General features: G+C 67.5%; 9 protein-coding genes. 5 read left to right on the top strand and 4 right to left on the bottom strand.

Annotated features, from left to right (window positions below):
* Nucleotides 1-9: 9 nt before the first annotated feature.
* Nucleotides 10-1,578, bottom strand: a complete 1,569-nt coding sequence (locus tag QBJ92_RS07395; protein WP_277969050.1) for a cytochrome ubiquinol oxidase subunit I — start codon at nucleotides 1,576-1,578, stop codon at nucleotides 10-12.
* Between the two features lie 126 nt (nucleotides 1,579-1,704).
* On the opposite strand from QBJ92_RS07395, the gene cydD reads away from it, so the two are divergent.
* Nucleotides 1,705-3,354, top strand: a complete 1,650-nt coding sequence (gene cydD / locus QBJ92_RS07390; RefSeq protein ID WP_277969049.1) for a thiol reductant ABC exporter subunit CydD — start codon at nucleotides 1,705-1,707, stop codon at nucleotides 3,352-3,354.
* Nucleotides 3,351-4,988 (top strand): amino acid ABC transporter ATP-binding/permease protein, encoded by a 1,638-nt coding sequence (locus tag QBJ92_RS07385; RefSeq protein WP_277969048.1) that lies wholly within the window; start codon nucleotides 3,351-3,353, stop codon nucleotides 4,986-4,988. Before cydD ends, QBJ92_RS07385 begins: the two co-directional genes overlap by 4 nt.
* Nucleotides 4,989-5,022: 34 nt before the next feature.
* Here the strand turns inward: QBJ92_RS07385 and QBJ92_RS07380 are convergent, their stop codons facing one another.
* Together QBJ92_RS07380 and QBJ92_RS07375 are read right to left on the bottom strand one after the other, a co-directional pair.
* Nucleotides 5,023-6,945, bottom strand: a complete 1,923-nt coding sequence (locus tag QBJ92_RS07380; protein WP_277969047.1) for an NPCBM/NEW2 domain-containing protein — start codon at nucleotides 6,943-6,945, stop codon at nucleotides 5,023-5,025.
* Between the two features lie 37 nt (nucleotides 6,946-6,982).
* Nucleotides 6,983-8,551, bottom strand: coding sequence for an alpha-N-arabinofuranosidase (locus tag QBJ92_RS07375; protein ID WP_277969046.1), 1,569 nt, complete (start codon nucleotides 8,549-8,551; stop codon nucleotides 6,983-6,985).
* Nucleotides 8,552-8,694: 143 nt separating this feature from the next.
* On the opposite strand from QBJ92_RS07375, the gene QBJ92_RS07370 reads away from it, so the two are divergent.
* The gene (locus QBJ92_RS07370) at nucleotides 8,695-9,834 is read left to right on the top strand and encodes an aldose epimerase family protein (RefSeq protein WP_277969045.1); all 1,140 of its coding nucleotides are present in this window, start codon (nucleotides 8,695-8,697) and stop codon (nucleotides 9,832-9,834) included.
* Nucleotides 9,834-11,771 (top strand): sialate O-acetylesterase, encoded by a 1,938-nt coding sequence (locus tag QBJ92_RS07365; protein ID WP_277969044.1) that lies wholly within the window; start codon nucleotides 9,834-9,836, stop codon nucleotides 11,769-11,771. Before QBJ92_RS07370 ends, QBJ92_RS07365 begins: the two co-directional genes overlap by 1 nt.
* Before the next feature lie 87 nt (nucleotides 11,772-11,858).
* Here QBJ92_RS07365 and QBJ92_RS07360 read toward each other — a convergent pair whose 3' ends face one another.
* Entirely contained in the window at nucleotides 11,859-13,385 is a 1,527-nt protein-coding gene (locus QBJ92_RS07360) for a glycosyl hydrolase family 8 (protein WP_277969043.1), read from the bottom strand.
* A gap of 182 nt (nucleotides 13,386-13,567) precedes the next feature.
* Between QBJ92_RS07360 and QBJ92_RS07355 the strand changes: the two genes are divergently transcribed.
* Nucleotides 13,568-14,473, top strand: coding sequence for an alpha/beta hydrolase (locus QBJ92_RS07355; RefSeq protein WP_277969042.1), 906 nt, complete (start codon nucleotides 13,568-13,570; stop codon nucleotides 14,471-14,473).
* Nucleotides 14,474-15,141: the final 668 nt, after the last annotated feature.

The raw sequence follows: 15,141 nt of genomic DNA, 5'->3' as shown, positions 1-15,141 counted from the left end.
GATCGTCCTTCAGGCAGCAAGCGAGGGAATGGGCAGCGCGGTCACCGGTGCCGGTTCCGGCAGGTCCTCGACCGGACCGTGCGCGATCGCGGCGAGGATCAGCCGGACCTCGATCACGGCGAGCGTCCCGTACAGCGCGGTGAACCCGACGATCGTCGTGATCAGCAGCGCGGGCGTCAGCGAGGAGGTTGCCAGGAAGGTCGGCAACACCCCGTCGATCGCCCAGGGTTGCCGACCGAGTTCGGCAACGACCCAGCCAAGTTCCGCCGCCAGCCACGGCAGCGGCATGGCAGCGACCGCGATGCGGAGGAACCAGCGATACTGCTCATGCCGGCGGGCGGTCGAAATGACGAACGCGGCGGTAAACAGCGCGATCATCAGGAAACCGATCCCCGCCATCAGGCGGAACGACCAGAACATCAGCGGGACGCTGGGGACCGTGTCCCAGGCGGCGGTATCGATCATCGCGGGCGTTGCGGCGGCCGGATCCGCGACGTAGCGCTTCAGCAGCAATGCATAGCCGAGGTCGCGCTTGTGCAATTCGAACGCGGCGCGTGCCGCAGCATCGGTCGGCGTCCGTTTCAGCACCTGCACCGCGCGATAGGCGATCTGGCCCGAGCTGATCCGCTCATGCGCCTTCAACACCAGTTCCGACATGCCGGTCACTTCGCCCGTCAGGCTGCGGGTTGAAATGAGGCCGAGCACCCACGGGATTTCGACCTGATAGCGCGTCGTGCGCGTCTCGAAATCGGGCAGGCCGATCAACGTGATGCCTGCGGGTGCAGGCGCGGTATGCCAGGCCGCCTCGATCGCGGCGAGTTTCATCTTCTGGTTGTCGGTCAGCACGTAACCGCTCTCGTCCCCCAGAACGACGACCGACAGCGACCCCGCCAGCCCGAACGCGGCGGCAACCGTCATCGAGCGCTTGGCGAATTGGGTCCAGCGGCCCTTGAGCAGATAAAAAGCCGATACGCCGAGGACGAGTACCGACGCGATGACATAGCCGGCGCTGACGGTATGGACGAACTTCGCCTGTGCGACCGGGTTGAACAGCACCGCACTGAAATCGGTGACTTCCATCCGCATCGTATCGGTGTTGAAGCGCGCGCCGACCGGGTTCTGCATCCAGCCGTTGGCAACCAGGATCCACAGCGCCGACAGGTTGGTGCCGACCGCGACCATGAACGTCACGAACAGATGCTGGCGCTTGCTCAGCTTCTCCCAGCCGAAGAACATCAGCCCGACGAACGTCGCTTCCATGAAGAACGCCATCAACCCCTCGATCGCGAGGGGCGCGCCGAAGACGTCCCCGACATATTGCGAGAAATACGACCAGTTGGTGCCGAACTGAAATTCCATCGTCAGCCCGGTGGCGACACCGAGCACGAAGTTGATCCCGAAGATCTTTGCCCAGAACCGCGTGATCACTCGCCAGATCGGGCGATTGGTCATGACGTACAGCGATTCCATGATGACCAGCATCACGCTGAGCCCGAGTGTCAGCGGCACGAACAGGAAATGATATAGCGCGGTCAGCGCGAATTGCAGTCGCGATAGATCGACGACACTAAAGTCCATGATTCTGCCTCCGTGTCAGGCCCAACGCGGACCACCCCTGGCAGTCCGGCTAGCGATATCGGTGGGTTAGCGGGATACGCGGTTTCCCGTATTCGGCCGAAGCGGTCGCTGTTCTAGGCATCATTCATGTCCGGAACAGCCCTTACCGTCCCGCCGCCCCCGCGCCTTCTGGCGACGTTCAAGTCGCAAGTGTCGCGCCTGCCCTTGTTACTATTGCTGATCGATACGGCTGGAGCGATCGGGTTTGCGGGTGGTCTTGCCGGCGCGGTCGCTGCGCTGGCCGCGGGGTCGACGCAGGTGGCGGGATGGATCGCGCTGATGCTCGGTGCCGGGGTCGTGCGCGGGGCGGCGACGATGCTGTCGGTCCGTGCCGGCGCGCGCGATGCGGCGGGCGTGAAGGCCGGGCTGCGGCGGGACGTCGTCTCGGCGCTGTTCCGTCCGCTCGCGGGCCAGGGCACGACCGGCGCGATCCTCGCCAGTGCAGTCGACGAGGTCGAGATGGTCGACGGGTATATCGCGCGGTTCCTGCCCGCGCGGCAGGCCGCGACGATCGCGCCGATCGTGGTGGGCGCAGCCGTCGCGCTCGCAAGCCCGGTCGCCGCGCTCATCCTGATCGGCACCTTATTCCCCTTCATCGCGGCGATGGTGCTCGCCGGCGGCGCGGCGGCGGCGGAATCGCGGCACCAGTTCGATGCGCTCGCGCAATTGTCGGTCCGCTTTGCCGACCGCGTCCGCGCACTGCCGGTGATCCGCGCGTTCGGCGCAGAGCGACGCGAGACCGACGGCATCGCGGACGCCGCCGACGCCGTCGCGCGCCGCACGATGCGCGTGCTGCGCGTCGCGTTCCTGTCCTCGGCATCGCTCGAATTCTTCGCCGCTTTGTCGGTCGCGCTGGTCGCGGTGTACGCCGGGTTCAACGTGCTCGGGCTGCTTCCAGCGTTCGTGCCCGAGCATCTCACGCTCGGCCGCGCGTTCTTCGTGCTGGCGCTCGCACCCGAATTCTATGCCCCGATGCGGCGGCTGGCCGCGGCGTATCACGACCGCCAAGCGGCGGAGACCGCGACGACGCGGCTCGACGCGGTCATCGCGGGTCAGGCGCCGCCCGCCGCAGCGTGGACCTACGCCGGCGACGCACCACCCCGGCTGACGTTCGACGCGATCACGCTGCGCTATCCGGGGATGGACGTGGCGGCGGTTTCGGACTTCTCGCTCGACATCGCGCCGGGCGAGATCGTCGCGCTCGTCGGCCGTTCCGGGTGCGGCAAATCGAGCCTGTTGCATTATGTGCTCGGCCTCGTCCCCGCAGCCGCCGGCAGCCTTGCGATCGACGGGATCGTCCTGCCGCCGCGCGCCAACCTTGCGCCGCACACCGCCTGGTCCGGACAGACCCCGCTGCTGCTGACCGGGACGATCGCCGACAACATCGCTGTGTCCGACCCGACCGCCGCACGCTGGCGGATCGAGGACGCCGCCATTCGCGCTGGCCTTGCTCCTGCGCTGGCGACGCGCGCGGACGGGATCGACACGCTGCTCGACGCGACCGGCAGCGGGCTTTCGGGCGGGGAACGGCGACGGATCGGTCTGGCGCGCGCGATCCTCAAACCCGCCCCCGTCCTGCTGCTCGACGAGCCGACCGCGCACCTCAATTCCGCCGCCGAGGCCGCGCTGATCGCGACGATCCGCTACGCCTGCATCGGCCGAACCGTGCTGATCGCAACCCACAGCCCCGCGCTTGCCGCAATGGCGGACCGTATCATCCCGATGGACCGCGCATGACCCCGGACACCCCCACCGATCTCGCCTCCGTCCTCCACCGCGCGACGCTCGCGCATCGGCGCGACCTGCGCCGGGCGGCGTTCTGCGCGGTCGCGGTGGCGGCGGCGACGGTGTCGCTGCTTGGCCTCTCGGGATGGTTCCTGACCGGCGCCGCCGTCGCGGCATCGCTCGGGCTGGGCCATGTGTTCAACTATATGCTCCCCGCCGTCGCGATCCGCTTCATGGCGATCGTTCGCACCGCCGCGCGCTACGGCGAACGCATAAGCGGGCACGACGCCGCGCTGCGCATGATGGCGCGGGTCCGCCCGGCGCTGTTCGCGGCGCTGGCCGGGGCCTCTCCCATCCGGACGAAGCGCTTCTCGACCGGCGAGGCGAGCGCGCGGCTGGTGCAGGACGTGACCGCGATCGAGGCTGCGATCGTGCGGCGTTCCGCCCGCTGGTCGCTGGTGGGGGCGAGCGTGTCGGCGGGTGCGCTCGCGCTGCTCGGGGGCTGGGCACCGCTGGTGGCGGTGGGCGCGACCGTGGTGGCGACGATCACGCTCGGCGACTGGATCGCGCGCTTGGGGGCTGCCCCGGCCCGTGCCGCACTGGTGGCGAACGGCAACCTCAAGGACATGGTGTCCCGTTACGGCGCCGCCGCCGCGGAATTGCGCTGTTACGGCCTCGAAGCGCGCGCGGTTGCCGACGTTGCCGACCATGGCGCCACCCTGTCGATCGCGCATCGCGCCAGCGCTGCGGCGGTGAGCTGGCTCGATTTCGTCCAGTCGAGCGCGGTATCGGTCGCCGCCGGCGCGGCGTTCGTGCTTGCGATGCCCGCGGGCGCGCCGATCGCGGCACTGGCCGCGCTCGCCGCCGCGATGGGGGTCGACGGGGCCGCGCCCTTCCTCCGCGATCTCGCGCAGCGCGCCAGCGTCCGCACCGCCACCGAACGCCTCGACGAGATCCTGCTCCAGCCGGACGTGGCGGACCCTCCCGCGCTGGGCGCCGCACCGCAGGAACGCGATCTCGCGCTCGCGGTGTTCGGCCGGGTCCGTTTCCAGCCGAGCGAACGCGTCGCGATCATCGGGCGGTCTGGCTGTGGCAAGACCAGTCTGGTCGAGACGCTGCTCGGTTTACGCCAAGCCAAGCGCGGCGCGGTGCGGATCGGCGGGGTCGACCTGCTCGACATTGCGCCGCGCCAGCTTTCGACGATCTTCGCCCTCGCCCCGCAGGACGCGCGTCTCCTCGCCGGGACCGTGCGCGACAATCTGCTGCTGGCCGATCCTCTGGCCGACGAGGCACGGTTGTGGGGCGCCTTGCACGATGCGGCGCTGGAGGAGCGGATCCGCGCGCTCCCGCTCGGCCTCGACAGCTGGATCGGCGAGGATGGCGCGTGCCTTTCGGGCGGGGAGCGGCGGCGGCTTTCGCTCGCGCGGGCATTGGTGTCGCGCGCGCCGTGGCTGGTGCTCGACGAGCCGACCGAGGGACTCGACCCCGCCACCGAACGCACCGTGCTTGCGCGGATCGCAGCGCGGCTCGACGCAACCGGCCAAGGCGCGCTGATCGTGACGCACAGCGCGCGCGTCCGCGATCTCTGCGACACGGTGGCGGACATGACCCCGCCCGCCGCGACTCAGCCGTTCGAAACCGTCTGAGACCGTTTGGCCCTGCGCCGGACGGCCGGTCGGATCAGCGCGTCAGCGCCGCGTCGCCCCACGTCACCGGGTCGGGAAAGCGCATCGGCTGCGGGGTGCGGGCGACGAGCTCGATGACCTTGACGCCGCGGACCGACACCGACAGCGGCACCGCCGTGTCGCCGAACGTCATCGGCGCGGACTGTTGCAGCAGCTTGCCGTCGCCATAGACCGCGAACCGCACCGGCTGGCTGCGGTCGCGCGCGGAATCGTCCAGCCCGACCATCGTGGTGAACCGGGCAAACCCGCGATTGCGCACCTCGAGCCGCGAATTGGCGAGGACGCCAAGCCCGGTCGGATAGCGCTTGCCCGCAATCTGCAGCGTCTCGCCGTACGGCGTGGTATCCGCCTGCGCGCCGCCCCAGCCACCGTAGCGCGGCCGATCGCCCCCGCCGCGCGTGCTGTTCCACCCCGAGACCGCGCGATGCACCAGCGGTTCGTGCTCGGGCACGGTCACGCCGTCGACCGCCGGGTTCACGCTGCCCGGCTGCTCGGAAAGGTACAGCCCCGCCGGTAGCAGGTGCTGGCCGTGCGCGGTGAAGATCAGCGTCTGGTGCGGCGCCAGCGTCATCTTGGCCTCGCCGCGAAAATCCTGTTCCTTCCCGGTCCACAGGTCTTCGAGCGCGATCGTCCCGTCGCTCGTGAACTTGAGGTGCTCGGCAGTCAGCACGGCGTCGGTCGGTACGGCGGTGCGGTTGAACAGCGCGACCGCCTTGTCGCCACTCGCCAGCGTCTTGACGAGGATCTGGACGTCGTCGGTGTCATACGCCAGCACCGCCTGATTGCCCGCCGGATCCTGATTGACCGCAATGATCCGCGCATTGCCGAGCAAGTCGATCATCGGCTTCGATGCCTTGCGCAGATCATAGCCGATGAACAGCGGCGCATTCTCCATCGCCCAAAGCGCGAAATGCGAGCGTGCTTCCTCGAGATGCGCCATCTCGAAATCCCCGGTGCCGACGAACAGCATGTCGGGGTCGTTCCACCCGCCCGGATGGCCGTACAGCGCACGCCGCGAGACGGTGTCGAAATTGTGGAGCATCCGCGTCCAGCTCGCGGAAATGTCCTCGCTGGTGCGCGAGATGTTGCCGAGGTCCTTGCCCCACGCACGGACATCCGACGATCCCCACAGGCAGATCGAGTAGAGATAATCCATGTCCGGGTTGTACCGCTTCAACGCGTCGCCGACCTGCTGATACAGCGCGCGGATCGCCGGGATGTTGGTCCGGCTAAGCGACTCCGGGTCGACGATCGGCGGGAAGGCGCGATACTTTCCCGCGATCACCGCGGGGTTGGTTGCGGGGAGCCCCCGCACGCCGCACCCGTCGACCTTGATCAGGTCGAACCCCCATTCGGCGAAATACAATCGGATGTCCTGGTCGACATGCCCGTACAGCCCGATCTCGCGTTCGGCGACGGTTCCCTCGGGCTGGTTGGGCATGGTCGAGGTGAACACCTGCCCGCACGAATTGCGCCCGATGTCGGAATAGATCCCCGCCTTGAACCCGAGCGCGTGGAGTTTATCGGTAAACGGCTTGAAGCTCGTCTCGCCGCCCGGCCCCGCGCCCGCTGCCGAGGGGAAGGTCGCGGTGCGGATGATCATCCGGCCATCGGGCTGGCGCCGCTTGAGCCACCAGCCATCGTCGATGTCGATGTAGCGATAGCCCTTCGCCTGCAACCCGCTGTCCGCGATGATCTTGGCGCTCGCGAGGACCTTCTCCTCGCTCACGTCGGTGTAGAAGGCGTTCCAGCTGTTCCACCCCATCGGCGGAAGCTGTGCCGCGCCGGCGGTGTTGGCGCTCCACCGTCCGGTCGGGGCAAGATCGTCCGCCAGCGCGATCGCCGGCGCAAGCGTCGCGCCGATGCTCGCCGCGCCGAGCAGGGCCCGACGCAAGCGCTTTTGAAGAAGGTCACGCATGGTCGGGTGCTGTCGGAAGGTCTGGTGGTACTGCCGGTCAGCGCAGATCGAGCACGACCACCGACATCGGCGGCAGCGTCGCGGTCAGCGTGCCGCCCGAAACCTGCGCGCCGGTGAAGGCTTCAGGCTTGACGACATCGGGCTTTTCGAAGGTGTTGTGCGCATCCATCGTCGCGCCCGTCACGATCCGCCCGGAGACGCTCCCCGCGGTCGCACCGCTCATCGCGACGGACAACGGGATCGCGCGATGCGGGTCGAGGTTGACGAGGGCGACGTGCACCTGCCCCGCCGTATCCCGCACCGCCGACGCGCTGATCGCAGGCAAGGCGAATTCGTCCTTGTGATAGTAAGGCGTCTTGAGCTCGATCGGCAGCGTGGTCGCGTCCTGCCACGGCTTGTACAGGTCGAACACCCAATAGGTCGGGGTCTTGACCATCTTCGCACCGTCGGTGAGCAGCATCGCCTGCAACACGTTCACCATCTGCGCGATCGCCGCCATTTTCACGCGGTCGGCATGATGCGCGAAGATGTTGAGGTTGATCCCCGCGACGACCGCATCGCGGACGCTGTTCTGCTGGATCAGGAAGCCCGGATTGCTGCCAGGCGCAGGATCGAACCAGGTGCCCCATTCGTCGACGACCAGCCACGTCTTCTTCGCGGGATCATATTTGTCCATGATCTCGGAATGCTTGGTGACGAACTCTTCCATCCGCAGCGTATGCGCCATGGTCGACGCCCATTCGCTCTCGGGGAAGCCAAGCGCCGGGCCCTTGTCCCCCCAATTCTTGTCGCGCGGGCGGGTGTAGTAATGCAGCGCGAGACCATCGATGTTCTTGCCCGCGATCTTCATCATGGTGTCGGTCCAGGCGTAATCCACGTCGCTCGGGCCGCTCGCGATCTTGAGCATCTTGGTGGTCCCGCTCGCCTTCGCGAACTGCGCGTAGCGGTTGGTCAGGTCGGCGGCATATTCGGCGCGCATGTTGCCACCGCAGCCCCACAGCTCGTTGCCGATCCCGATGTATTGCAGCTTGAACGGCGCCGGATGCCCGTTGGCGGCGCGCTCCTTCGCCAGCGTCGACCCGTTCGGCGAGGTCATGTATTCGACCCATTGCGCGGTCTCGCTCGGCGGCGCACTGCCGAGGTTGGCGGAGACATAGGCTTCCGCGCCGAGACGCTCGACGAAGCCCATATATTCGTTGGTGCCGAACGCGTTGTCCTCGTTCACGCCACCCCAGTTGGTGTTGATCTTGACCGGACGCTTCGCGCGCGGGCCGATGCCGTCGCGCCAGTGATATTCATCCGCGAAACACCCGCCGGGCCAGCGCACCATCGGCACCTTGATCGCCTTCAGCGCCTCCAGCACGTCGCGGCGATAGCCGTGGTCATTCGGGATCTTCGACTTCTCGCCGACCCAGATCCCGTCGTAGATGCCGTGGCCGAGATGCTCGGCGAATTGCCCGAAGACCTGCCGGTTCATCCGCGGTCCGGGCTTGTCCGCCTGGATCGTCGCGGTCGCGGAGTCGCTGGGGGCCTGCTGCGCGGTCGCGACAGATGCGGCAAGAAGACTCGTGCCGAGGCACAAGGTTAGACGGGCGCGTTTCAACATGGCTGGATCCTTCTCCGATATCAGGCCACGCCCTTGCTCGAGGGGTTGCTCTTTGACCGATATTGTCTGAGTATAAGTGCCAAGCCGTGACGTCAACGGCACTTGTTTCGGCGCGGACATCCCGCCTGCGGAGAAGGACTCTTATGCTCAAAACCCTCGCAACGACGACGCTTTCCTTGTGCTTGCTCGCCCCTGCCGCCGCATACGCCGGCACCGCCGAGCGCGCACCGTTCGGAAAGCTCGCCAATGGCCAGCCGGTCGAAGTGATTACGCTGACCAACGCGAAGGGCATGAAGGCACGGATTCTCAGCTACGGTGCGATCCTGCAGGGCGTCGACGTGCCCGATCGCGACGGCAAGATCGCGGACGTCACGCTCGGCTATACCGACATGCGCGGCTATCTCGCGGCGCCCAATTACTTCGGCGCGACCGTCGGGCGCTATGCCAACCGCATCAAGGCGGGCAAGTTTACGCTGGACGGCAAGAGCTATTCGCTCGCGCTCAACAACAAGACCAACGCGCTGCATGGCGGCGTCCAGGGATTCGACAAGCGGTTGTGGAAAGTCGTCGAGGTCACCAGTGGCGCCACCAGCCACGTGACGCTCGCCTACACCGCGGCGGACGGCGAAGAAGGCTATCCCGGTGAGCTCAAGGTCACCGCGACCTATGCGCTCAACGATGCCAACGAACTGTCGATCGATTACCGCGCGACCACCAACAAGCCGACGATCGTCAACATCACCAACCACAGCTTCTTCAATCTGGGCGGCGAAGCGTCGCAGCGCTCGATCTATGATGCGGTGCTGACGATCCCGGCGGAAACCACCACGCCGGTCGACGCGACGCTGATCCCCGACGGGACGTTCCGCCCCGTGCAGGGCACCCCGCTCGACTTCCGCAAGCCGACCGTGATCGGCAGCCGGATCCGCGACGCGAGCGACCCGCAGATCGTCTTCGGCCAGGGCTATGACGAGAATTACGTGCTCGCGCGCGACGTGAGCAAAACGCCCCGCCTCGCCGCGAAGGTCGAGGATCCGATCACCGGCCGCACGATGGAAGTGCTGTCGAACCAGCCCGGCGTGCAGCTGTACACCGGCAACTTCCTCGACGGCACCGCGGTCGGCAAGTCCGGCCACGCCTATCGCCAGGGCGACGCGATCGCGCTAGAACCGCAGGTCTTCCCGGATACGCCGAACCAGCCGGTGCTGGGCAGCGCACGGCTCGATCCGGGCCAGACCTATCGCAACCTGATCGTCTATCGCTTTTCGGCAAACGCACGCTGATGCGCCCGCTGGCGACCGGCATTGCGACGCTGCTCGCCAGCACCGTCGCTAGCGCAGGATGGGCAGCGCCCACGGTGGGCGGGCTGCTCGGCGACCATGCGGTCGTCCAGCGGAACCAGCCGGTCGTCGTGACCGGGGAGGCTGTCCCCGGCGAAGCGGTGACGGTCGTGCTGGGCGGGCATTCCGCGCAGGCACAGGCCGCCCGTGACGGCAGCTTCAGCGTCACCCTGCCCGCGCTCCCGGCGGGCGGGCCGTATGATCTGCTCGTCATGGCCGCGAGCGGGACGACCGCGCTGCACGACCTGCTGGTCGGCGACGTGTTCCTCTGCTCGGGCCAGAGCAACATGGAAATGACGGTCGAGCATGCGCAGGACGCGTTCGGCACGATCATGGGGTCGACCGACGCGCAGCTTCGCCTCGTCACGATCGACAAGGCGACGTCGGTCAAACCGCTCGACCGACTGAAGCAGAAGCCCGCCTGGGCCGCTGCCGGGCCGAAAACGACCGGCGGGTTCTCCGCCGCCTGCTATTACATGGTCCAGGACTTGCGGAAGACCGCCAAGGTCCCGATCGGCGCGATCCATTCGAGCTGGGGCGGATCGCAGATCGCCGCATGGATGGGCGAGACCGCGCAGCGCGGCGCCGGACGCGGTGCGCAGGCCGACCTGCTCGCCCTCTACGCGCGCGACCCCGCCGCCGCGAGCCGCGCTGCGGGGCTGGCGTGGGAAAGCTGGTGGCGCGACAAGACCGGGGACAAGCCCGGCCAGGAACCGTGGCAACCCGAGGCCGCGCTCGACTGGAAGCCGGTGCCGAAGATCGACTTCTACGAGAATTGGGGCGTCCCCGCGCTCGAGACCTATCTCGGGATGCTGTGGTACCAGAAGACGGTGACGCTCACCGCCGCGCAGGCGCGCCAGATGGCGACGATCGCGATCGGCGCGATCGACGATGCGGATCGCACCTGGATCAACGGCAAGCCGGTCGGCGGGCGCGGCGGCTGGGATGCGCGGCTGTATCCCGTCGCGCCGGGCACGCTGCACGCAGGCGACAACGTAATCACGATCAACGTCGAGAACGCCTATTCCACCGGCGGAATGCCCGGCCCCGCCGACGCGATGCAGCTGACCCTCGCGGACGGCACCAGCGTGCCGCTGTCGGACGGATGGCGCTACGCCCTCGCCAAGCGCGTGAGCGGCACCACGCCGCGCGTACCGTGGGACGACATCACCGGCGCGGGCACGATCTACAATGCGATGATCGCGCCGCTCGGGCGCACCGGGATGGCCGGGGTCGCCTGGTATCAGGGGGAATCGGACACCGCCTATCCGGGCTATGCCGGGCGGTTGAAGGCGATGATCAAGGAATGGCGCGCGCAGTTCGGCGTGCCGACCCTGCCGTTCGCGGTCGTCTCGCTCCCGGGCTTCGGCAAGCCCGCCGTCACGCCGAGCGAAAGCGGCACCGCGCAAGTCCGTGAGGACATGCGTCAGGTCGCGGAAACCGACGGCCATACCGCGCTGGCGGTGGCGATCGACCTGGGCGATCCGCTCGACATCCATCCGGGCGAGAAGCACGAAGTCGGGCGCCGTCTGGCACGCGCGATGGGATCGCTCGCGTACGGCGCGCCCGCCTCCGCCTCGGGCCCGCGCGTGACGCAAGCCACCCACGACGCGAACGGAGGCGCGACGGTGACGTTCGACGGCGTGACCGGTGCGCTCCACGCCCGCAGTGCCGCGCAGGCGACCGCGTTCGAACTCTGTGGCGCCGACGCGGGTTCGTGCCGCTACGCCACGGCAACCGTCTCGGGCAATCGCGTGACGTTGGCGGGGGATGGCAGGCCCGCGACACGGGTGCGCTACGCCTGGGCGGACTTCCCGGTGGTCAATCTGGTCGACGACGCCGGGCTTCCGGCCGGGCCGTTCGAGCTGCCCTTACGCTAACCCTTGTTCTCCCGCGAAAGCGGGAGTCCAGGGTTACGAACGCAACGCTCGCAACCCTGGACTCCCGCTTTCGCGGGAGAACGTGGCTTAAGACGCCGGCCCATCCACCACGCGGAACTGGCCGCTGCAATGCATCAGGCTCATCAACTGCAGCATGCCGTCGAAATAGCGTTGCTCCCCGGTCGGGACCGGCATGTCCCATAACGCCTGGAGGAACGCGCGCGAATGCGGCCCCGGCGTCGCCGCGAACGCACCAACCGCGGTGGCCGCGACCATCCCGGGGGAATGCCGCGTCGACAGCGGCTTGCCATCCAGCGTGTAGCGGTCCGCCATCCGGTCGATCCCCTGCCCTGCCAGGAACGTCTGGATGCGGTCGCTCAGCACCCGCTGCCGCGCGTCCTTGCCCCACCAGCTGTAATCGACCGACCAGTTGCTCACCGTCCGCCAGCTGTCATAGCCGAACGGATCGGGCGTGCCGTCGCGCGTCAGCATCGTCGTTCCGTCGAAATGGCTGCGGTCGGGCGCGAGCCCGGTCCGGGGATCGGTCACCCGCACGAACAGGTCGCGGCTGACGTCCGCCGCCTTCGCCCAGAACGCGCGATCCTCGACCGGCCCCCAGCGCGACCACAATTCGTAGAACGCCGGAAGATGGTAGGACGCATCGGTCCCCCCGACCGACGTTTCCGCGACGAAGCGGATCATCGCATGCGCCTCGTCGACCATCGGGCCGACCGTGGCCTGACGCGGCCGATTGTCGGGACGGTAGGGCGGCCACGGTTTGCCGTCCTTCGCCGCCTGCGCCGCCATCGCGCGGTTGTTGATGCTCGGCCACGGCGACGCGGGCATCTCGAAGGGTTTGTCGCCGGGATGGATGCGAAACGGGCCGGTTGCCGTCATCACCGGGTGATGTCGCATCGTGCGAAGGATCGCGTCTCCCTCCGCCTGATAGGCGTAAATCCCCGTTCCGTTCCCCCACCGCCGCGCGGCGAAGTACAACGCCATCGCATAGAATTCCTCGCCATCGGGCGCGGCGCCGACCGAACGCGGCGAGCCGTCCGTCCCCATCGACCACGCGAAATACCCGACCGAGGGGTTCTTGGGGTCGGTGATCTGCATGTGCGTCTTGGACCAGTTCCACAGCGCATCGAACTCGCGCTTCTTGCCCAACTGGACCGCGATCATCATGCCGTAGCTCATGCCCTCGGTCCGGGCGTCGTTGTTCGCCCAGTCGGTCACGTACGCGAGCGGCCCGTTGGCATTGGCGCCGCTCTCGAAATAGATGCGCTCCTCCTGCCCGTCGCCGTAGAACAGCTGGTTGAACACCGCGTCGAGCTTCGCCTTGGTCTGCGCCTCCGACACGCCGATCTGTTCGGCGAAGAGGTTGCGATAGTGGCCGGTCTTGACCGCACCCGCGCCATCCCCGGGGAAGCGCTTGATTTGGCCGAGCGGTTTGTCGGTGTGCCCGGTGTCGATCGTTCCGGGCGGCGGGGTCGACGCTGCCGGAGGCGCCGCCTGGGCCGCGCGGGCCGCCGTGGGCGCGACGAACGCCAGCATGGCGAGCGTGACCGCCGCAGTCATCCCAGAATGTGCGCGTCGTCTTGTCGTATGTGCCATGTCCATCCTCTCGCGCCGCGCCCTCGGGAACGCAGTCTTTGGTACCGCAATCATCAAAGTGTCTGCGAAACCCGGCGGTTCCGCAAGGGTGCAAACCGCAACGCTCCCCCCTTTCGCAATGATCTGGAGCATGCCAATGATACCGTTAACGATCCGCCACGCAGCGGAACAGGAGAGCGATGATGAAACGGATTGCGGTGATCGCGTGTCTTTGCCTGGCGGTCCTGCCCGTCGCCATACCGGCGCAGGATCCGCCACCGGAGGCTCCACCGTCGCTGACGACGATCAAGCTGTGGCCCAATGGCGCCCCCGGCAAGGATGTTCGTCCGCCTTCGGCCGAGATCGGCCGCGACTATTGGGTCCGCAACATTCGCGAGCCGTCGCTGCTCGCGTTCCCGGCCAAGCGGGAGCACAACAACGGGGCGGCGGTCGTCATCTTCCCCGGCGGGGGGCACAAGCTGCTGGTGTGGACCAACGAAGGCACCAAGGCCGCGACCGCGCTCAACCGGATGGGGGTCTCGGCCTTCGTCCTCAAATACCGGCTCGCGAACGAACCCGGCTCGCCCTATTCGGTCGAGGGCGACGCGGCGGACGACGCGCGGCGTGCGCTGCGCTGGGTCCGCGCGCATGCAAGCGATTATGGGATCGATCCCCGCCGCGTCGGCGTCATGGGCTTTTCCGCGGGCGGCGAGCTCGTCTCGCTGATCGCGGACAACCCCGAACCCGCCGGGCGCCCGGTCACCGACGCGATCGATCGCCAGTCGGCGCATCCCGATTTCCAGGTGCTCGTCTTCCCCGGCCCGCGCGGCATCCCCGCCAAGGCGATCGCCGCCGCCCCGCCCGCGTTCATCGTCGCCGGAAGCCGGGACCCGTGCTGCGCCGCGCCCTCGGTGGCCTTGTACGAACAACTCCGCACCGCGGGCGTGTCCGCCGAGCTCCACATGTTCGCGGACAGCGGGCATGCGTTCAACCTCGATGAATCGAACCGCATTTCGATCCTGCACTGGCCCGACCGGCTCAACGACTGGCTGGCGGACGGCGGGTGGCTGGAACCGCGGCGGACGAGCGGGGACAGCGCGAAGCCCTAGGCAGGGGCGAAGGTCCTGCCAAACCGGGCGTCATCCTGAACTCGTTTCAGGATCCACCCCTCCGCGAGTCCGGACTGTGCCTGTAGCGCGGTGGATGCTGAAACAAGTTCAGCATGACGCCAGCTATTGAGGCGCGGGATGACGATCAGCCCGCCGATTGCCTTTACGCAAAAAGGTCCTGCCAGACCGTCCGTCATCCTGAACTCGTTTCAGGATCCAGCCCTCCGCGAGTCCGGACTGTGCCTGTAGCGCGGTGGACGCTGAAACGAGTTCAGCATGACGCCAGCTATTGGGCCGCGGGGTGACGATCAGACCGCCGATTGCCTTTACGCAAAAAGGTCCTGCAAAACCGACTGTCATCCTGAACTCGTTTCAGGATCCAGCCCTCCGCAAGTCCGGACTATGCCAGTTGCCCGGTGGATGCTGAAACAAGTTCAGCATGACGCCGGCTATTGGGGCGCGGGGTGACGATCAGACCGCCGATTGCCTTTACGCAAAAAGGTCCTGCAAAACCGTCCGTCATCCTGAACTCGTTTCAGGATCCACCCCTCCACGATTCCGGACTATGCCTGTCGCGCGGTGGATGCTGAAACAAGTTCAGCATGACGCCAGCTGTTGGGGCGCGGATGATGATCAAGCCACCGATTGCCTTGATGCAGACGCCATCT

Source organism: Sphingomonas echinoides (assembly GCF_029623395.1).
Lineage (GTDB): Bacteria > Pseudomonadota > Alphaproteobacteria > Sphingomonadales > Sphingomonadaceae > Sphingomonas > Sphingomonas echinoides_A.
The sequence above is the reverse complement of the archived record's forward strand: the minus strand, read 5'-3'. Positions and strand labels throughout refer to the sequence as shown.